This window comes from Alteromonas genovensis (assembly GCF_010500895.1).
Taxonomy (GTDB): Bacteria; Pseudomonadota; Gammaproteobacteria; order Enterobacterales; family Alteromonadaceae; genus Alteromonas; species Alteromonas genovensis.
In genome coordinates this window covers 86,599-105,776 of the sequence record NZ_JAAAWO010000005.1, presented here as the reverse complement: position 1 = coordinate 105,776, position 19,178 = coordinate 86,599, and the positions used below count along the sequence as shown (strand labels likewise).

At 44.5% G+C, this 19,178-nt stretch carries 18 protein-coding genes; 6 read left to right on the top strand and 12 right to left on the bottom strand.

All coding sequences use genetic code 11. The features are described from left to right. Positions 1 to 117: 117 nt before the first annotated feature. Both GTQ48_RS08470 and GTQ48_RS08465 read left to right on the top strand, forming a co-directional pair. Complete coding sequence (locus tag GTQ48_RS08470; protein ID WP_163106290.1) at positions 118 to 333, top strand: YejL family protein; 216 nt, start codon at positions 118 to 120, stop codon at positions 331 to 333. 12 nt (positions 334 to 345) lie between these two features. Next, positions 346 to 1,866 carry a DUF3413 domain-containing protein gene (locus GTQ48_RS08465; protein WP_163106289.1) on the top strand — a complete coding sequence of 507 codons (1,521 nt, stop codon included), beginning with the start codon at positions 346 to 348 and terminating at the stop codon, positions 1,864 to 1,866. A gap of 118 nt (positions 1,867 to 1,984) precedes the next feature. Here the strand turns inward: GTQ48_RS08465 and GTQ48_RS08460 are convergent, their stop codons facing one another. From GTQ48_RS08460 to GTQ48_RS08445, 4 genes are all read right to left on the bottom strand, one after another. Then, positions 1,985 to 2,581 (bottom strand): D-glycero-alpha-D-manno-heptose-1,7-bisphosphate 7-phosphatase, encoded by a 597-nt coding sequence (locus GTQ48_RS08460; protein ID WP_163106288.1) that lies wholly within the window; start codon positions 2,579 to 2,581, stop codon positions 1,985 to 1,987. After that, positions 2,578 to 3,474 (bottom strand): putative RNA methyltransferase, encoded by an 897-nt coding sequence (locus GTQ48_RS08455; protein ID WP_163106287.1) that lies wholly within the window; start codon positions 3,472 to 3,474, stop codon positions 2,578 to 2,580. Before GTQ48_RS08455 ends, GTQ48_RS08460 begins: the two co-directional genes overlap by 4 nt. A 98-nt stretch (positions 3,475 to 3,572) precedes the next feature. Continuing rightward, a complete protein-coding gene (locus tag GTQ48_RS08450) occupies positions 3,573 to 4,691 on the bottom strand; it encodes an enoyl-CoA hydratase/isomerase family protein (protein WP_163106286.1) in 1,119 nt (372 codons plus the stop codon). Positions 4,692 to 4,746: 55 nt separating this feature from the next. Further along, complete coding sequence (locus GTQ48_RS08445) at positions 4,747 to 5,901, bottom strand: acyl-CoA dehydrogenase family protein (protein WP_163106285.1); 1,155 nt, start codon at positions 5,899 to 5,901, stop codon at positions 4,747 to 4,749. Between the two features lie 409 nt (positions 5,902 to 6,310). Between GTQ48_RS08445 and GTQ48_RS08440 the strand changes: the two genes are divergently transcribed. Next, complete coding sequence (locus tag GTQ48_RS08440) at positions 6,311 to 7,891, top strand: response regulator (RefSeq protein ID WP_338023304.1); 1,581 nt, start codon at positions 6,311 to 6,313, stop codon at positions 7,889 to 7,891. Positions 7,892 to 7,917: 26 nt separating this feature from the next. On the opposite strand, the gene GTQ48_RS08435 is transcribed toward GTQ48_RS08440, so the two are convergent. Then, positions 7,918 to 8,793, bottom strand: coding sequence for an NAD(P)-dependent oxidoreductase (locus GTQ48_RS08435; RefSeq protein ID WP_163106283.1), 876 nt, complete (start codon positions 8,791 to 8,793; stop codon positions 7,918 to 7,920). Positions 8,794 to 8,888: 95 nt separating this feature from the next. On the opposite strand from GTQ48_RS08435, the gene GTQ48_RS08430 reads away from it, so the two are divergent. Further along, entirely contained in the window at positions 8,889 to 9,368 is a 480-nt protein-coding gene (locus tag GTQ48_RS08430) for a glutathione peroxidase (RefSeq protein WP_163106282.1), read from the top strand. Positions 9,369 to 9,565: 197 nt separating this feature from the next. Here the strand turns inward: GTQ48_RS08430 and GTQ48_RS08425 are convergent, their stop codons facing one another. Together GTQ48_RS08425 and GTQ48_RS08420 are read right to left on the bottom strand one after the other, a co-directional pair. Beyond that, on the bottom strand, positions 9,566 to 10,822 hold the full coding sequence (locus tag GTQ48_RS08425) for a Y-family DNA polymerase (RefSeq protein WP_163106281.1): 1,257 nt from the start codon (positions 10,820 to 10,822) through the stop codon (positions 9,566 to 9,568). After that, entirely contained in the window at positions 10,822 to 11,229 is a 408-nt protein-coding gene (locus tag GTQ48_RS08420) for a S24 family peptidase (protein WP_032094265.1), read from the bottom strand. Before GTQ48_RS08420 ends, GTQ48_RS08425 begins: the two co-directional genes overlap by 1 nt. A gap of 304 nt (positions 11,230 to 11,533) precedes the next feature. Between GTQ48_RS08420 and GTQ48_RS08415 the strand changes: the two genes are divergently transcribed. Then, positions 11,534 to 12,394 carry a formate/nitrite transporter family protein gene (locus GTQ48_RS08415; protein WP_203565152.1) on the top strand — a complete coding sequence of 287 codons (861 nt, stop codon included), beginning with the start codon at positions 11,534 to 11,536 and terminating at the stop codon, positions 12,392 to 12,394. A gap of 71 nt (positions 12,395 to 12,465) precedes the next feature. Here the strand turns inward: GTQ48_RS08415 and GTQ48_RS08410 are convergent, their stop codons facing one another. Both GTQ48_RS08410 and GTQ48_RS08405 read right to left on the bottom strand, forming a co-directional pair. Beyond that, entirely contained in the window at positions 12,466 to 13,224 is a 759-nt protein-coding gene (locus tag GTQ48_RS08410; RefSeq protein WP_163106280.1) for a methyltransferase domain-containing protein, read from the bottom strand. A 30-nt stretch (positions 13,225 to 13,254) separates the two neighbouring features. Beyond that, positions 13,255 to 14,016, bottom strand: coding sequence for a Nif3-like dinuclear metal center hexameric protein (locus GTQ48_RS08405; protein WP_163106279.1), 762 nt, complete (start codon positions 14,014 to 14,016; stop codon positions 13,255 to 13,257). A gap of 204 nt (positions 14,017 to 14,220) precedes the next feature. Here GTQ48_RS08405 and GTQ48_RS08400 point away from each other — a divergent pair, with 204 nt between their 5' ends. Next, complete coding sequence (locus GTQ48_RS08400) at positions 14,221 to 14,580, top strand: hypothetical protein (RefSeq protein WP_163106277.1); 360 nt, start codon at positions 14,221 to 14,223, stop codon at positions 14,578 to 14,580. A gap of 55 nt (positions 14,581 to 14,635) precedes the next feature. Here the strand turns inward: GTQ48_RS08400 and GTQ48_RS08395 are convergent, their stop codons facing one another. From GTQ48_RS08395 to GTQ48_RS08385, 3 genes are all read right to left on the bottom strand, one after another. Next, a complete protein-coding gene (locus GTQ48_RS08395; protein ID WP_163106465.1) occupies positions 14,636 to 15,259 on the bottom strand; it encodes a TetR/AcrR family transcriptional regulator in 624 nt (207 codons plus the stop codon). 60 nt (positions 15,260 to 15,319) lie between these two features. Continuing rightward, positions 15,320 to 16,342, bottom strand: coding sequence for a protease SohB (gene sohB / locus GTQ48_RS08390; RefSeq protein WP_163106275.1), 1,023 nt, complete (start codon positions 16,340 to 16,342; stop codon positions 15,320 to 15,322). 219 nt (positions 16,343 to 16,561) lie between these two features. Continuing rightward, complete coding sequence (locus GTQ48_RS08385; RefSeq protein ID WP_163106273.1) at positions 16,562 to 19,141, bottom strand: acylase; 2,580 nt, start codon at positions 19,139 to 19,141, stop codon at positions 16,562 to 16,564. Positions 19,142 to 19,178: the final 37 nt, after the last annotated feature.

Here is a 19,178-nt window from a genome sequence, read left to right as displayed (position 1 = left end):
CCAAAGAATTGTGGGTTTTTAGAATGAATGATTGTACTCACTCAAACAACGATTATAATCATTTTACGAGTAAAACCATTCTTTTTATCAAAGAAAACATAAAAAAGAGGCGTAGCAATGCCCCAAAATAGCCGTTACAGCAACGACGAATTCGAAGCGCTGATGAACAAGGTAATATTAACACTTGAAGAAAGTGGTGCAAATCGCGATCTTTCACTTATGGTGTTAGGCAATGTCATTACGCATATCTTGAATACGCAAGTTAAAGCAGAAAACCGCGAAGCGATGGCTTCTCAATTTGCCGACGTGTTGAAGAAAAGTGTCAAAGCGTAATAAGGTAGTTCTATGATACTTGCCGAATCTCCTCGCCGCCAGCGCGTTACAAAGCTAGTGAATTGGGGGCATTGGTTTGCCCTAGCGAATATAATTATTGCGATTGTAATCGCATCTATTTTCGTCTTTTCTTCTCCAATGCCCGGCACTGGTGTGGGAACGATATTTTTACTGGCAAACTGGTTTGGTCATATTAGTTTCATGACCTTTTTCGGCTTTGTCATTTTTGTACTCCCTTTATGTTATCTCGTGAGTAATTCCCGGGTTATTAAAGCCAGTGCGTCTGTCATTGCCGCCGTAGGCCTTGCCTTACTAGCGTTTGACGCGCTGCTGTTCAATCGCACGGGCTTCCACATTAGCTTTCACGCAGCAGACTTACTACGCAGCGAAGCCCAGTCTCAAATAGCGATAGAAAATTGGCAGCAGTGGGGATTCTTGTTTTTGCTCTTTATTGTGTGGCTTGGCTTTCAATTAGTATTGGCAAATGCCATTTATAAACGCGTAGAGCGTTTTGCAAAATATAAAATAGGTGTACCGGTTACTACCTTCTTTGTAGCCTGTTTTGTCACAAGCCATGCTGTCCATGTATGGGCGGATGCTAAGCTATATCAGCCCATCATCAAACAAGACAATATGTTTCCGCTGTCTTATCCAGCGACGGCAAAAACCACCATGTCTCGCTATGGATTATTAGACCTTGCCGCTTACGAAGAGCGTAAGCAGCTGCAGTTTAACCCCGAGTTCCACAGCACAACCTATCCAGCACAGCCGGTTTATTGTTCTGTAGACACCAGCAAGAACCTGACGGTGGTAGTGCAAACTGATGACGTGGCGATTAATGATTTAAGCACATCATTGCGCCTAAACCGGCTTGATAATTACTACTCAACAGCGAGCAGTTTAGAAGGCTTAATGACCACGGCCTTATTTGGTGTTCCAGAAATTTATCAAGACGCGCTGTCGCAAAAGCGCCCCGTCATGTTAGCGCTACCTTTAGGCTCTGGTATGCCTGTTTCGGTTCACAGTGATAGTCCCCTTCCAATGTCGCAACTATCCGGCTACCAACAGCCTCAATCAAACGAGCATGACGGCCTGCATATTGCCTTTATGGACGGCGTTGATATTGAGGATTACATTGAGAATGCGATGCAAAGCCAACACGATGTAATTGTCGCGACTGGCTACGGAAGTGATGACAGTAAAGGCGTGCTCTACAGCAACCTGCCACTACGCGCGAACGTTGCGAGCACCGAGGACCTGGCACCCACCATCTTAAGTGCACTAGGTTGCAATGCTCCCAGTACCTTTTATTCGACGGGACAAAGTCTGCTAGCGCCAACACGACCTTGGTTAGTCAGTACATCTGGAGAGCGCATTGTCGTTTTCCATGCGGGAAAACGTACAGACGTATTAAGCAACGGTAGCTACGAAATAACAGAAATGGCTACCGGTAAGCGTAGCAATGATGCATTGAATGTAGACTTGCTTAGCCAAGCGATAAAGCACTTGTCTCGCTTTTCTACACAGAACTGAGTAAGCCGTTTTAAGCAAACGGTACTGAATGAGCAGTTTACGTTAAAATAAAACCCAGTAAGGTGGAAAATAAGTTACGCATAACTTACTTTCCACCTTACCCGCTCTCTTCACTCGCTCACTCTATTGCAGTAAGCTGTTGTAAGGCTTCAACTTTACGCACACCTTCTATACTAGCGCCAGCGGGTATGGCATTTTCAGAAAAGTAGATACTTTTCTTTAGGCCAGCCGCGTGTGCTGCCTCAATATCTCGCCAGCTATCACCAATAAGTACGCTATCATAAAGTGCTATGCCAAGCTCTTGTGACGCTTGCAGTAACATTCCTGGCTTTGGCTTCCTGCATGCGCAGTTTATGACATACTCTGGTACGCTGCCCTCAACGTGATGAGGACAAAAATACACAGCAACCTCGGGCACGCCCTTATCAGCAAAATCCTGTTTTACCCTATTCATCAACACATGAAAGTCGGCTTCGGTATAGCGTCCTCTCGCGATGCCGCTTTGATTGGTGACAATAACAATTTTATACTTTGCTAAGGCATACATTCTTACCACGTCAAATATACCTTCAACGTAATCAAAGTTGTCGTAATGACCCACGTAGCCATGGTCGACGTTTATCACGCCGTCTCTGTCTAAAAACAACGCTTTATGCTGAGTGTGCTTCTGTTGAGTGTTCTTCTGATGAGAATAAAGGCCTTTAAGCTTGCTCATACACACGTTTCCCACACTTGAATGTGAAAATGGGCGGTCACAGTGGTCAGTGCATTTACCATGTCCGTAATGCTGTCTTGAGGTAACTTCCAATAAAAAGGCGTCATTTTCACTAGCGATAATGCATGCTCGTTGTTTAAAAGCGTTATTTCAAAGCGCAGTGTCTCGCGAGTTAATAACGTAAACCCTTCACGACCACTCACGTCGAGCTGATGCTTTTCTGGAGCATCATAAACCCGCTGCTTTATTTCATATAAATGATCTTCCGCTGGGTCTACGGTGATCAACAAGCCGTGTTCTGGTGTGAGGATGCGTTGGTATTCGTCGTTGCTGCCAGGTGCAAATACTTGAAGCACTACATCTTGGCTGTTAGCTTCCAATGGAAGGTCGAAACTGCTGGCTACAACAAAGGTGTGTTGTTTATACGCCTTTGCGGCAAGCTCTACGGCAATTTTGGAAATGTCACTGCCTGCACCAGTAACTTCAATAGGTTGTGCTTGTGAGTCTTGCTCGCTTAACCTCTGATTTTGTAGCGTGTGCTTTTTAAAACTTTTCTCTTTTAAACCAGCTACAACGGCATTTAAATAACTGCCCTCGCCGCATCCCGCATCGTAGATATTGACATGCCCACGCTCTTTTATTTTTGGGTTTAAGTGAAGGCCGATAAGTTCGCACATTCTATCTTTTAACGGTCTATACGCGTTTTGCTGATGAAACTCTCTTCTTGCCCTCACCATTGCTTTGTCATCGCCCGGCATTTTTGATTTTTTAAACTGAACGGGTAATAAGTTTATGTAACCCGCTTTCGCTTTATCAAAGCTATGGTTATTAATGCATCGAATTGGAGTTTCGTGTAGCGAGACAGATGTTTTACAAAGTGGGCATAGCCACATAGCGGAGGTCTTAAGGTCGGTTGCGATGAGATTAAGTTTATCAAACTGAATGCACTGACAGCAATCGCATGTTTGCTGTCAGTGATTTTCACACCTAATTATTTTCCTAAAGACGCTAAAGGATGAGTTTCCTCTGTCCATGGTGAACTGAAAAAATGCTCAACAACCTCTGCGGGTACTTTATCTACAGATGCATATTTCCATTTAGGTGACATATCTTTATCTATCAACAAGGCGCGAACGCCCTCTTGAAACTCGCCACTTTCGCCGCAGCGGCATGACATGTTGACCTCCATTTTAAAACACTCTGCGAGGGTCATAGAAGCACCGCGACGACACTGCTCGAACACCAAGTGCATGGTAATAGGCGAGCCTTTTTGTAACGTAGTTTGAGCTCGGCTAAGCCATTTATCGCCCTGCATATCGCAATTCAATATAGCGTTTACCACTTCTTCTGCGCTATCGCCTTGGCAAAGTGAATTTATGAGGTCGCTGTGTTTTTCTATGTTGCCTTGAGGCAGCTCTTCGGGCTCCTTCAGCACGCCTAGCAACGTAGAAACCTGACCTGCTAAATCATTTGGCTGCCATGAGTGCTGCAACAGGCTATCAACCATTGTATCTTTTTCAGTTGAAGCCACCAGCACATCACCTAGCCCAACAAATCGAGCGTCCGTACCATTCATCTGTCCGCCAGTGAGTCCTAAAAACAGCCCCGTCTTTTCAGGTAGTCTGGGTAGAAAGTAACTTCCCCCTACATCTGGATAAAGACCAATGCTTATCTCCGGCATAGCTAGGCGTGATGTTTCGGTTACAACTCGGTGGCTTGCGCCGCTCAGCAGCCCCATTCCACCGCCCATCACGATACCAGCACCCCACACAATGATGGGTTTGTCATAGTTGTGAATGGTGTAATCAAGGGTGTATTCTGTTTTAAAGAACGTTTCCAAAAACTCTGGAACTCCACCTTCGGCTTCGACCATAGAGCGATACATAGACACAATATCGCCACCCGCGCAAAAGGCTTTATCACCTGCTGCATCAATCACAACGGCGACAACGTCATCTCTACTTTGCCACGACAATAATGCATCCAGCATGATGGTTGCCATGTCTAAATCAAGCGCATTCAATGCTTTTGGTTTGTTCAGCGTTAGCCGACCAATAACATGGCTTCCGTTTTTAGCCGAAAGTTCTTCTTTGATAACAACCGAGTCCATATTGCGACTTCCTAAAACTGATTTTTGATTTTCGATTTTTAATTTTGATTAAAGGCTAGAGAATGCTGCGTTCATCTGCTAACAAACGTCTACCAATAATAACGCGCATGATTTCATTAGTGCCCTCTAAAATTTGATGCACTCGCACGTCACGGAAATGTCTCTCTAATGGATACTCTTTAATATACCCATAACCACCGTGCAGCTGCAGTGCATCATTGCACACACTAAAACCAACGTCAGTAGCAAATCGTTTCGCCATTGCACAATAGGTGGTTTTATCCACGTCGTTATTATCAAGCTTGCATGCGGCCATGCGCACCATTTGGCGAGCGGCTACAAGCTCTGTTGCCATATCTGCTAGTTTAAACTGCAGCGCTTGGAAACCTGCAATAGTCTTGCCGAACTGCTCTCGTTCGTTCATATAGTCTCTTGCCACATTCAAGGCCTGTTGCGCAGTACCGACTGAGCAGGTTGCTATGTTGATACGACCGCCGTCAAGGCCCTGCATCGCCATTTTAAACCCTTCACCTTCGGCGCCAAGTCGCCATGCGTCTTGAAGTCTTACGTTATCAAAGGTGATCATTCGTGTTGGCTGAGCATTCCAGCCCATTTTTTCTTCGGCTTTTCCGTAAATTATACCGTCGCTATCTGCCGGCACGGCAAAAGCGGATACACCTGAAGGACCGTCGCCACCCGTTCGCGCCATAACAACCAATACGTCAGTGCTACCAGCGCCTGAAATGAATACTTTAGCGCCATTAAGCACATAACCATCGTCTGTTTTTGTGGCTTTAGTTTTTAGTGATGCGGCATCAGAACCTGCGCCTGGCTCGGTTAAACAGTAAGAAGCTAACTTATCGCCGGTGACTAGCTCATCACACCATTGAGCTTTTATGTCGTCGCTACCCCATAGCGCAATCATCCACGTGGCCATATTGTGTATGGTGAGCATCGCAGTGGTAGTTGTACAGCCCATCGATAGCTGCTCAAAAATAATTGACGCGTCTAAACGTGAAAGCCCTAGGCCACCCGCTTCCTCTGGAGTGTATAAACCGCAGAATCCAAGCTCGCCCGCTTTTTTAATGGCGTCTACTGGGAAGTGGTGCTCTTTATCCCACATAGCAGCATGTGGTGCTAATTCTTGTTGTGCGAACTGACGTGCTGTTTCTTCAAACGCCAGTTGATCATCATTTAATTCAAAGTTCATGTGGATAGCCTTTCATTATTGTGACTTTACACTGTATTAACACGATAACTAAAAGTTACCCCTTACGTAAACGTAAAGGTAAAACATTAATTAAATTATAATTGCGACGACGTAAATAAAATGTGACGAAAATGCGGGCTAATGCTTACTGTTCTTTGTCATGCGCATCTTTAAAAGCCCGTCATGCCTCAACGACTCGTTGTCGTTTTATTCGCGCTTGCACAAGCTGTTAAATTAGCCGCTTTTTTAACAGAACGGATACAGATAGTAGGCTGCTGATAGTGTGTAACTTTAATTTTGGCGAATGTGGATACTAAGATTTTATTGTTTCGTGCAGTTTTGAGCCTTCGCTGGTAAGCTAGCTACAGAGTTATCACTAACCTTGGTTTTTGTGGAATTACGAGCAGCTATTGTTGAAGACAACGCCACCGCCCGCACAGCATTGCGCGGTCACGTTATGTCTATCGCGAATTTATCGGTTAGTAGCTACACCTCGGGGGTAGAACTCAAAGCCGCCTTGCGAAAACAGAATTTTGAATTGCTCATCATGGATTATCACCTGGGCGAGGGAAAAACGGGTGTAGAGTGGCTGCAAAGTTTAAAAGAAGCAGGCTTTATCAAACCCAGTACTGGTGTGATTTTTCTTACATCAGATCGCTCTCCACAGGTCATCGGTCGAATCATGGACCTGCAGCCCGATGTACTGCTCATTAAGCCCTACACCATTGCATCCCTTTCCCGTCAGATAAAACATTACCTCTACTATCGCGAATTCGTGAAAAACGTATTAGAAGCGCTTGATAATAAGCAGCTTGAAAGAGCGATAGGTGTTATAAGAACTAAGATCAAAGAAGGTATTCCCCCTCGCCTAGTTTCAGATATTCGCAAGTTGTACGCCCGATTATTATTCAATAATGGTGAGGTTCAACGAGCGCTTAATATTTATGACGATATTTTAAGTCGCTCAGATAAAGTCTTGTGGGCACAATGGGGAAAAATAAAATGCCAGTATGCGGCTGGTCAATGGCCGCAGTGCAAAGAACAGCTCAGCTTAATGGTAAACTCTAGCTTAGCCAGAGACGAAGCGTTTGAATGGCTGGCGTCTCTGTCATTTGAACAACACTCTTATGAGGATGTTGAGAAATACTTAGAACAAATCAAGTTTAGTGAATTGAGCTTACCCGCGGCCAAGCTCAAAAGCCTAGCGTTTCAAAAGCAAGATAAGGTGGTAGAAGCTATCGACCTGCTGCAAAAAAAGCGAGCTCTGCATAGGTCTGCCAAAGATAGATTCAACGATTTCACTTTTGAGCTAGCGGAGTTTTATTTACTGCTTGCAGAGGATTCGCCGCAGACCAATCGGAAAGAAAGCTTATCTCAAGCTCGCAAGCTGGTTGGTATTGCCGGTCGAAACCAGGCAGACGCTCAAACGCTACAAAAGCGAGACTACCTACTTGCCTTTTCATCGGTACTTGATGGGGATTTAGACAAAGCGGCTTATTTCCTTGAGCCTGACTATATGGATAACCACCTACGAACCGAGCCTTCTATGCTGGTTATCGCAGCAAAAGTACATCACAGTTTGGGAGATGAGCGTCGCGCCGGCGAATTGTTACTGATGGCAAAACAAAAAAACAGCGACATTCAGGGCATTTCTGAGCAGGTGATGAACGAGGAGTCAATTTTTTCAGGAGGTGAACGCCTCGGTCTTAATCATGAGCATGCAGTAGCGATAAACGATACCGGCACCCAACTTTTCATTGACGGTTTATACGCTCAGGCGATGAAGCACTTTTATGATGCATTTCAACTGTCGCCTGCTACTGCTGCATTCGGCCTCAACCTACTACAATGTATGATTGAAGCCGATACTGCCGTATACCGACGATTTAATATTCACCAATTGCTAGATACGCTTTCTGAGCTTGCCCTTAGCGAGTCAAACACGGCGCGACTCGCCCAGCTCACCTTGTCTGTGAGGGCAAACAGCTAGCAATCTCAAGTACGGTGTTTATAAACTTACTTTAGGCGTGTCAGCAAACTTGAAGTGTCCCATCTACTGCCACCCAATTTCTGCACATCGGCGTAATATTGATCTACCAATGCGGTTAGCGCGAGAGTCGAGCCATTACGTTTTGCTTCATCTAACGCTATGCCCAAATCTTTGCGCATCCAGTCAACGGCAAAACCAAAATCGTAGGTGTTAGATAACATAGTGCTAGCGCGATTTTCCATTTGCCACGACTGCGCCGCGCCTTTGCTAATAACATCGATAACCGCGTTACAGTCGAGACCGGCCTTTTGGCCAAAATGTAATGCTTCAGATAGCCCCTGAACAATACCGGCGATACAAATTTGGTTCATCATTTTTGCAAGTTGACCGCTACCACACTTTCCAAGAAGCTGACTGTGGCGAGCATAATTTTTGATTACTGGCTGAATGCGATGAAAGCTTGCTTCTTCTCCACCCACCATGATGGTGAGTTGTCCATTTTCAGCCCCTGCCTGCCCACCAGAAACCGGCGCATCCAAAAAGTGTACCTTTTGCTTTCGGCATGCGGCATCTAGCTCTCTCGCAATATCAGCTGAGGCGGTAGTATGGTCAACTAACACCGCATCAGATTTCATTCTACTAAGTGCACGGGTACCTATTTCTCTAACGTCATTGTCGTCACCCACACACATAAAAACAATATCTGCACCTTCGGCAGCTTCCTCAGGGGTTTTCGCTATGGCATTTGTTTGCGCAACGCCTGAATAGGTTGATAACCACTGCTGTGCTTTTGATGACGTTCGATTGTAAACTGTGACCTTGTAGCCTGCATTTGCTAAGTGTCCGGCCATAGGAAATCCCATAACACCTAGTCCTAAAAAGCTTACGTTTAAATCTGACATGCAAAATACTCTCTTGTTGTTTACAGTAGAAGCTAAGCTTCTTTTGGCGAATAGAATATCAGAATTCACACTAACAAAAATATAAAGGAAAGAAATTGACTATTTATCAGCACACTGTAGCAAGTAATACCGGAGACGCTATTGCCCTTGAGCACTATGAGGGAAAAACACTGCTTATTGTTAATACCGCTAGCAAATGCGGTTTTACTCCACAGTATAAAGGCCTTGAGTCACTGTATAAAAAATACAAAGACAGAGGTTTTGAAGTACTGGGGTTTCCCTGTGATCAGTTTGGCCATCAGGAGCCAGGTAACGATGATGAAATTGCGCAATTTTGCGAAATGAACTTTGGCGTGTCTTTTCCCTTATTTAAAAAAATTGAGGTTAATGGCGACAATGAGAGCCCACTTTTCACCGAATTAAAAAATAAAGCGCCCGGCTTACTTGGCACTAAACGCATTAAATGGAATTTCACTAAGTTTTTGGTAAGTGATAAAGGCGATGTAATAAAGCGCTACGCGCCAACCATGAAGCCTGAAGATATCGAAAAAGATATCGTAAAGTTACTTCCATAGCTCTTTTTTGAAAAAGAGCTCCTTTTTTTAAAATGAGCTCCTTTCTTAAAAACTTCTGATGAATAGCGCCAAGGGAACGCATGAATAATAGCGAAACAATACGCGTTGCGTGTTTCAGTACGCGAGATATGAATAAAACAGATTGCTGAGTTTTTATGAGCCGCGCTTTACCATCAAGCTTTACCATCAACTGTGGTTCAACATTGAATAGTGGGTATATCACTCCATCGGGTGGTCGCTCGTTGAGTGATAAACTGTCGTTTCATTTCATGAGTTTTAGTGAAACCCTTTGATGCAATTTGAAGGGTGCTTTTACCATACCTATCATTGACAGCGTCAAGCACATTCATCAATTTAGGGTTATCTTTGTTTTCGGCAAAAAGGTCAGCCTGATAATTAGCTGCGGATAAAATCTCGACAAGGCCCACGCCACAGCGATAAAAACAAATACCCGGCTTGTAAATTTTATCTATAACGGCCGGGATAGCGTTAGTGACTATACGGGTGTCCATAGTGGGTATGGCAAACTGGTGATACACCGACTTCCTGTAATAGCGCGCGTCATCATGGGGCGAATTTGATGCAAAGACAGTGATAGCCTTTGTTAACCCACGCTGCTTACGCAGTTTACGCATTGCGCTTTCGCAATGCCCTGTAATCGCCTTGTGTAATTCCGCTTTAGTTGTCACCCGTGTACCAAAAGTACGGGTACTGTAAATCTGTTGTTTATCAGGCCTCACATCATCCCAGTGTATACGAAGCTCGCCATTGAGTTCTCTCACCGTGTTTTCTAATATAATTGAAAATTGCTTTCTTATCCGCGCCGGTGACTGCTGGGACAGTTGAAGCGCTTTGTTAATTCCAAGGGTTCTTAGCTTTTGTCCTAAACGGCGACCTACCCCCCACACATCCGTAACATCCATCTGCTCTAAGATATTGACCCGCTCTTGCTCGCTGTGAATAACTGCGACACCATTGTACCCAGGCAGTCGCTTACCAGCGTGGCTGGCTGCTTTGGCTAATGTGGGGGTTAATCCTCCCCCTGCGCCTACAGGTAATCTCACCTCTTTCCATACCGTTTTTCTGATTTCACGGCCTAGCGCCATCCAACTTTCGTGAGAAAGCGCAGTGTTAAAGCGCGCAAACACTTCGTCTATGGAATACACGTATACGTCATCGGCGAATTGGCCGATGGTGTCCATCATTTTGGTACTCAGAGAGTGATACAGCTCATAGTTTGAACTCGTTACCGTTACGCCGTATTTTTCGACGACGTCTTTTACCTGAAAATAAGGTACGAATTTCTTAATGCCTAATCGTTTCGCTATGGGACACACTGCCACCACACAGCCATCGTTATTGCTAAGGGTGATCACTGGCTTTTTACGCAGGTCTGGCCGCATCACTTTTTCTGCTGATGAATAAAACCCCGACGCGTCGCATAAAAAGAACACTAGGCGCCTACCTTCTTGTTAAGTGGCACGTGAATTCTCACTGAACGAGTGACTACCCCTTCAAGTGAAAAGTCATCGCCCTCTTGTATAAAATACGGTAAGGCGTCAGATTGTGCAGAGAGTAACGCACGACGCTCCATGTCTAGCCGTTTACAGCAAAACACGCCATTAAGTACCGCAACGATAATAGACATGTGTTTAACCTGTTCCGCTCGTGAAATGATGAGCACATCCCCATCAAAGATACCGTCTAGCTCCATTGAGGTGCCCTGAGCGACACCAATCCACGTAGCGGAGGGTTTATCGATGAGTAACTCGTCTAGGCTTAACTCCATCTCTATGTATTCTGCAGCAGGGCTTTCGAACCCCACTAATCCTGCTTGTGCTTTGATAGGTATAACTTTCATAAAAACCACAATACTGTACACATATACAGTATTGTATTTTTAAACTTGGATTGCCGTCAAATTACATTTTGAATCGATGAGTTAAAGACCTGATTTTCTGGCAACTATATTCTGGTAAAGAACAAAAACCCGGATGATCCGTTATCGCCCAGATAAAGTTTAAATGACACGCTGTTAACTATCGTTGATACCAGTACCAATTCGCTTTGCATGCGCCGTGCATATTGTACGAGCATCTTGTGTTCGAAGATGGACATCGACAGCGCAGTCGGGCTGTATATTCAAGCGGAGTGATTGACAAGCTATGTCGGAAGAAACAGAACAACGTAAAAACTCTGAAAACAAACATTCTGAGAGCAAGGATCCCCAGAGCAATAAAATGGCTCGTGAAGTAGAAGATTTGTCACAGCCAAAATCCCGTATTGTTTATGAAGCCATAAAACAAGCAGGGCAAGAGGAACTCACTAGACCGACTCAAAGCTTGTTATGGTCGGGAATAGCCGCCGGTATCTTAATTTCATTTTCAGTGCTTGGAGAAGCAATTCTTCGCACGTATCTGCCCGATGCGCCTTATGCTTATTTAATTGAAAACATTGGGTATAGCCTTGGTTTCATGCTGGTGATATTGGGCCGAATGCAATTATTCACCGAAAATACAATAACGACCGTTCTCCCACTCATAGAAGATTTTAAAAAGAAAAACTTGTTCTGCGTGGCAAAACTGTGGAGCATTGTGTTGGCAGCAAATGTGATTGGCGCTTTTTTGATAACGGCGCTGTATGTGTTTACACCGGCATTACCTGAAGATGTGGCGCCAGCCATGCTCTCTTTGAGCGAACACGCTGTTTTCATGCCCCCCTTAGATAGTTTTTACAAGGCCATCCCCGCAGGGATCCTTATCGCAGCGATCGTTTGGATGATCCCCCAATCCGAGTCATCAGCCTTTATGATTATTCTGGTGTTCACATGGTTAATCGCTGCGGGAGACTTTACCCACATTGTGGCAGGCTCCGTTGAGATGGCCTATCTCATGTGGCTTGGGAAACTTGGGTTGATGGATGCCACATTTGGATTTTTTCTTCCCGTATTTTTGGGCAATGTAGTTGGTGGCACATTGATATTCTCATTTTTGGTCTGGGGACAGGTGAAAAATGAAATTGAATAATATCGTCTAGTGGCTAGCGGTGAGTGGTTGCTAGTTAGTGGTTGTTAGTTATTGATAATCGAAGCGCGATATCACTTTTCTACAATAAGCTGAAAGTATTTGCCCAGCCACATATAGGGGTCAGATTTGTGGTATTTCCTCTCTAAGGCCAGCAAGTCATCATACTTAGTTGTTTGGTGAGAGATGTCGCGCATATAGTCATGAAAGCATCGAATACCCGCTTTATCCAATACAGTGAAACCAAGTGATTCGCAGTAGTTAAGTACCTTCACTGCAGAAAGAGGCTGCTTTGGATTTAATCGAACCTGCTTTTTAGCTTTCATGCCTTTTTCAATGTAATCAAAATTGCCATAAATCGCATTGGCGAATAAATTAGCGTCATGATTAAAGAAGCTCAAACTCATTATCGTCCTAGGCTTCATACGATTATAGATAGAGGATAACGCCTCATAGGGGTTATCTAACCATTCCAATACGGCATGGCAAATAACAACATTGAAGCGTTCAAAATCGGTTATCTCCTGAAGAAATTCTTGCCTTATCTCAATGTTATCTCGAATGGCCTCATTGCTACTTTGAGAAAGTAGGTCTGCTGCCTGTTGAAGTACATCGTTAGAAGCATCGGTTAACACAACGCTATGCCCCAATGCGGCTAAGTGCGCTGCCATTACACCCGTGCCGCCGCCTATTTCAAGTACCGTACTATTGGCAGTAAGGTGGCTATCTAACACGTCACAAAGCAAGGTATGGCGAAGCTTTCCCTTGGTAGTCCCGTAAATATTTTTGGCAAACTTATCAGCGATGCCGTCAAAAATATGGTCATCAATCATAGTGTGAGTTCACATCCTGTAAGGAGATAATTAAGCTGGATTGTCTATATCGACAAACTCTACGGGTACATCGAAATGAGACTCGATGTGTTCTCCCAGCGCTTTTGCACCGTATCGCTCTGTAGCGTGGTGACCGGCAGCAAAAAAGGCAATATCCATCTCTCGTGCCGTATGGATAGTTTGTTCGGACACTTCTCCAGTAATGAATGCATCAACACCTAATTCCACAGCTTGCTCTATAAAGCCCTGCCCGCCACCAGTGCACCAGGCTAGCGTTTTTATCGGTTTTGCTTCACCGCCCTCAAGCAAAATAGACCTTGATAACAGGGAGCCCAATGCATCACGTAACGCTCCTGATGAGAGCGCAGTCTCAAACTCCCCCTGCATTAAAACACCGGTAGGTTTGACTGACGCCACGGCTGCAATATTTTCTATCCCCAATAGGTCCGCTAGCTGACGATTGTTGCCAAGCTCGGGGTGAACGTCTAAGGGTAAATGGTAGGCATACAGGTTAATGTCGTTTTCAATCAACGCCTTTAATCGCTGCTTTTTCATGCCGGTAATGGTTTGAGACTCGCCTTTCCAAAAATAGCCGTGGTGCACCACAATGCCATCGGCATTTCGTTTAATAGCTTCATCAATAAGCGCTTTCGATGCAGTAACTCCCGTGACTAGTTTTGTAATTTCTCTAGCGCCCTCAACTTGAAGGCCATTTGGGCAGTAATCGCTTATCTCATTAGCTCTAAGTAACCCGTCTAGATATGTTTTAAGCGCTTGATTAGTAACCGACACGTGAACTCCTTTGAAGCATTAGCTTGAAAATTAGACAGAATGTAAAAAAAACGTTATAAAAGCCGTGAGCAATTTTTTATACTCTGCATTGGTGCTTTTGCTGTTAAGCTTTTTTTGGCAAAGACGAAGGCACAGATACAAAACAAGGTCTCAAACAAAACGACATGGTAACAAAAAAAGTAACAAAATAAGAACGGGAAAATTATGGCAAAACCTGATAAAAACGACGTTTTAGAAGAATTTATTCACGCCTACACTAAAGCAAACGGTAAACAACCGGATATCCAAGCCAAGAGTGGCTGGTACAGCGTCGATGGTGGCAAAAATGTGAGGCTGGCACAGGTTCAAGATATGACTGCAGCGTTGCTAGAAGGTGGAAGTAAAACACCCTCCACACCGAAAGCGACAAAAAAGGCTATGTCTGAAACTCCGCCTAAAACTACTTATAAAACTAGACCTAAGAATGTGGCTAAGACAAAACCGCAGGAAAGCGGCTTCTCAGTAAAACAGTATTGGGCAGACAAACTAAATGCTGAGGCTCCGGGCTCTACACAACCTCGTTAGATTTCGGCTAGCTGTTCGTGGTTGTTTTACCGCTAAGCCTTGCGCATAATTTTGGCTACCTGCCCGCTAGACCTTGCGCTACAAAGGGGACTAAATGCGCAATAACTTCTCTGATATCAACGTGCTTTTGAAAATCAGATTCGGCGATTTCGGTGAGTGCTTGACTTGATGCCATGGAAAAGACGAAGCTGCCTATGGCGAAATGCAAACGCCAAAATAGCTCTTCCTCAGGCACGTGCGGTAAACAGTGTTGAATAGCACTAACCAGTGCTCGTACCGTTTCGCCATAGTCTGTCATAATAAAACGTCGTAAATGGCCTTGAGTCTCGTTGTACCCTCTACCGAGTAGTTTAACGAAGTTAGCTGTGCCGTGTTCAGTCACGGTATTAAGCTCAAGCATAGGTGGAATAAGTGTGTAAAGCAGCTCTTCGACGCCTTGTGCTCCTTTAGAAGATTCAAAAGAGTCTAGGCAGGTGTCGATATGGGGCATAAGTTGGTCAAAATAGCGTTTGAAAACAGCCTGAATAAGATTTTTTTTACTGCCGTAATGGTAGTTGACCGACGCAAGGTTAACCCCTGCCCGCGTGGTTATTTCTCGCATTGAAGTGTGTGAAAAGCCATTTTGGGAGAACAAACACTCTGCTGCATCGAGAATGTCGTTTTTCGTTTGCCGTGCCATTTTTTCTTTCTTATTTTGCTCGTAAAGTGGGGCAATCACTGCCCCGCTTTCACATGTAGATTAAAACCAGTGTCTGGCTTTACTCCACGATTTCATGATTACACGTTCAACCACTGACGCTGCCGACATACCAAGTTTTTCAGCCACATTCTTTTTCACTGAATACTTAACACTAAAAATTTCTCGTTCAGGGTAATGAGATAAGATGTAGTCGTCAGAGGTTGTAATATCATCGATTAAACCAAGCTCTTTGGCTTTAGTACCAGGCCAATACTCACCTGTCGCTACACGGTCGATGTTCATATCTGGTCGCTGGCTATGGACAAAGTCTTTGAACAACACATGAATTTCTTCAATTTCTTCTTTGAACTTAGCGCGGCCTTCATCGTTATTTTCACCAAACACCGTTAGGGTTCTTTTAAACTCACCCGCGGTATGTTGCTCAAACTCTATGTCGTTTTTCTTTAATAGCTTATGAAAGTTTGGAAGCTGCGCCAACACACCAATGCTGCCAATATAAGCAAACTGAGAGGCGAGAAGCTTATCAGCAACGCAGGCCATCATATAGCCGCCGCTTGCTGCTACTTTATCAACCGACACGGTCAGTTTAAGCCCTTTTTGTTTTATGCGCTGAAGCTGTGAAGCAGCAAGCCCATAACCATGAACAACACCGCCGCCACTTTCAAGACGCACTAGGACTTCATCATCTTTATCTGCAACACACAAAATTGCGGTAATTTCTTCTCTTAGATTATCCACCTCGCCTGCATCCATCGAACCTTTAAAGTCGATGACATACAATCTAGGCGGCTTCGGATCGTCGTTCTTCTGCTTGCCTTTCGCTTTTTCTTCTTTCTTTTGTTCTTTCGCTAGTTTTTTCGCCGAGTTTTTGTCTAGCAGTACTTGCTTAGCGTATTGCGTAATGTCCTTTAGCTGATCTGAGATTGAGGTAATCTCTAACTGCCCTTTACCGTGTTTTTGCTTATTTGCTACGCCAACAATGGTTGCAACAACAACCACAAACGCAACCACCAAGGTAACCGCTTTGGCTACAAACAAGCCATATTCGTACAAAAACTCCAAATCTTACTCCTAGTAAAAAAATAAAGGGTTTGAACACTTCAAACCCTTACAAGCAAAGATAAAATGGGTACGCATACTAAAACTACAAGTGCGCTACCCCATTCTTCCTATCGACTGTTGGTATTATGTAACGTGTACTACGTTATTTGCTATACATATTAGCGCAATATAATACCAGCCCTCGTTCGTTCTGACGATAGCCTTATTCTGTCGATAGCCCTATTGTGACGATAGCGTAATCTTCTCAATGGTATTTGCTTCAATATCTTCATCTGTGAAATAAATATCTCTCAATGTAGGTTGGTCAGAATACAATCTGGTTTGATCTAAGAAGTGTTCACTGTCGAATTGGCGAGATTGTGAATACGTTAATATTCCGCGCCCTTGTGGTCCTTCTTCAGTAAAACTGATCACCATAGCCCAGCTTGTTCCATAGTTAATATGATACCCGCCAGCCTCTGCACTCATGATGGTGTTGTTGCTCACCGGCTCATAACGGTGTCTTGACAGCAAGGTCTCATCACGGCCTCGAATGCTATCAAACACATTGAAACCACCTTCGATATTGTGTGCACCACCCCAAGGTAGTTTTTCACCACTTGCAGCACCACTCGGTAAGCTACGCTCAACAAATTGAACTTCACCTAGGGTAGCATCAAATTCAACACCCGCTTGTTCAATAACCTGAACCGCTTTTGCTAATTGTTGCATGGTGGTGTCGTTTTGAACTAAGCCTGTAGGCGTTGTAACAGGAGACTCAAGAGAGAAAGGCACTTCCCACTGTGGGTTTTGATTAAACTGGAATGCAAATTCTCTAAACACATGTGCGCCAACGCTAGAGGTGTTCATTGTACTATCCCACGCACCAAGGGCATCACAGGCAGCCGAGATATCTACGTCTGTACCGTCAACATTTACCGGCGTATCACCTTGTTCAGTACATGCTTGTAGTAGGCTCGGTAAAATGTCTTCAGCAAGATAACTGCGGTTATTTAATAAAAGCTCCTCAACTTCTTCGGGGGTGAAGGTCTCATCACTTCCAGCCTCAGTCTCGATAAACTTCTGGCCCATTCTAGAGCGCAGAGATTGTTGATTCTCAGTATTACCATATAGTGGGTTTACACCCGTTATTGGTGAAGACAGGTTAGTTAGCCAAAAGCTATCGTTAGAGTTTTGTACCGAATCTGTCCCCTCGTATTTTGGCGCTTCCTCATAAGGTACAGGGCCATCAAAATCGAACTGTGAAATAAACCCAGGCAACACGGTAAAGCCCGCTGCAGCCTTAGTTTGTATTAGCAGTGGGTTTGTCGTTAATTCATTGATAGCTGTTTCAGTCAAATTCGGTACTGTTGAATCATCAATGTAAAACACTTGGCCATCACTTGAGGCTGCCATCGTATTGTTAAAGATAACACCATCATAATCTTTAAACGCTTGCTTGAACTCGTCCATCGAAGAAGCCATATTCATGGCTAACCAGTGATCGACAACATCAAAATTAGGCAGGTTGGCGTCTTTAATGGCAAATGCAGTTTCGTTGTCCCAGCCAAAATTTCCAGGCACTTCTATCATTGGACCATAGTTGGTGTAATAAGACGTTTTATTAAGCGCAATAGTTTGTCCACCGCCAACAGCAACTTCTATCTGCAGTGGTTTTTCATAAATAATGCGCTTGTTGCCATCGACTATATGACTCATTCCCGACGCATCATCTTCATCTAAACTAAGTTGATAAACCACAAAGTGCTCTGCTGTAGAGAACGTGTGTGTCCACGCTACGTTTTCGTTAAACCCAATGTTGACTGCACCTGGAAGGCCCATTAAGGAACTCCCCGTAACATTTAGATAATCGGGAATTTGCGCATGGAAGTTCCAAAAGCGTAAATTACCGGTGTGAGGAAAATGGGGGTTACCTAAAACAATCCCTTTACCGTTAGTAGTTTTATCGCTACCCAGCCCCCACCCGTTTGACCCCATTTCTTGTGGGTTTCTTTCCGGTAAAGTGATCGATGGGTTCATTTTAAATGCTGTCGTTGGCGTATTTTCGGCATTTGATGGTGTTTGCGCTTGAGCACTTGCAGTTTGACCTGAAGCTGCGGTTGGCGCTGGGGTTGGGAGGTAATTCTCACCTTCAGGCGCGGCTAAAAACATGGGGCCTAAAAAGTTGGCAGCACCTGGCAATAGCGCCACACCTAAAGAATAGGTCAGTAAATCTACGCTATCAATGGGTTGTACCCAAGGCTGGCCTGCACAGCTTTGATCCTGTTCTGCTACAGGCGTTTCGTCTAAATAACGGTTATAACCCGCTGTGTAGCCTTGAAACATAGCTCTAGAATTGGCAGACAAACGAGGCAAGTTGTCTTCTGCTAGGTCACGAATACCTAATGTAAGAAAGCCAAAGTCGTTGATAAGGTGCTCTGAATCACCACTACCAGGCTGCATATCGGGGCCAAAGTACTTGGCTCGCTCAGAATTGTATTTCAAAATTTGGTCTGCCAGCACGCACATATTGTCTCTGGCAAATGCATAACCAACTCCATAGGCCATGCTTTCAAGGTTATCGGCTTTGACGTGAGGTACGCCATAGGTTGTCCACGTAATGTCAGCCGTTAATGAACCATCGGTGTCAAACGCAGGAACAGGTGTAGGTGCGGTTACAACGGGTGGCGGGGACACTGGAGTGCTGCCGTCTTGTACATCTGAAAAGTCATTGTCATTGTCACCGCACCCAGCTAAACAGGCGGCAACAGATAGTGCGATTAAAGTCCGTGTAGGGTGAATATTTTTAGTTATTGTCATTGATAGTTTCCTTGTGAATAAATGCAAATATGGCGAG

Bases quoted from the DNA above. Each gene is read 5' to 3' on its own strand.
- GTQ48_RS08420 (WP_032094265.1), bottom strand. From the start codon at position 11,229: ATGAAAGTTATACCTATCAAAGCACAAGCAGGATTAGTGGGGTTCGAA.
- GTQ48_RS08450 (WP_163106286.1), bottom strand. From the start codon at position 4,691: ATGGACTCGGTTGTTATCAAAGAAGAACTTTCGGCTAAAAACGGAAGC.
- GTQ48_RS08435 (WP_163106283.1), bottom strand. From the start codon at position 8,793: ATGTCAGATTTAAACGTAAGCTTTTTAGGACTAGGTGTTATGGGATTT.
- GTQ48_RS08455 (WP_163106287.1), bottom strand. From the start codon at position 3,474: ATGTGGCTATGCCCACTTTGTAAAACATCTGTCTCGCTACACGAAACT.
- GTQ48_RS08445 (WP_163106285.1), bottom strand. From the start codon at position 5,901: ATGAACTTTGAATTAAATGATGATCAACTGGCGTTTGAAGAAACAGCA.
- GTQ48_RS08395 (WP_163106465.1), bottom strand. From the start codon at position 15,259: ATGGCACGGCAAACGAAAAACGACATTCTCGATGCAGCAGAGTGTTTG.
- GTQ48_RS08415 (WP_203565152.1), top strand. From the start codon at position 11,534: ATGTCGGAAGAAACAGAACAACGTAAAAACTCTGAAAACAAACATTCT.
- GTQ48_RS08400 (WP_163106277.1), top strand. From the start codon at position 14,221: ATGGCAAAACCTGATAAAAACGACGTTTTAGAAGAATTTATTCACGCC.
- GTQ48_RS08385 (WP_163106273.1), bottom strand. From the start codon at position 19,141: ATGACAATAACTAAAAATATTCACCCTACACGGACTTTAATCGCACTA.
- GTQ48_RS08460 (WP_163106288.1), bottom strand. From the start codon at position 2,581: ATGAGCAAGCTTAAAGGCCTTTATTCTCATCAGAAGAACACTCAACAG.
- GTQ48_RS08410 (WP_163106280.1), bottom strand. From the start codon at position 13,224: ATGATTGATGACCATATTTTTGACGGCATCGCTGATAAGTTTGCCAAA.
- GTQ48_RS08470 (WP_163106290.1), top strand. From the start codon at position 118: ATGCCCCAAAATAGCCGTTACAGCAACGACGAATTCGAAGCGCTGATG.
- GTQ48_RS08465 (WP_163106289.1), top strand. From the start codon at position 346: ATGATACTTGCCGAATCTCCTCGCCGCCAGCGCGTTACAAAGCTAGTG.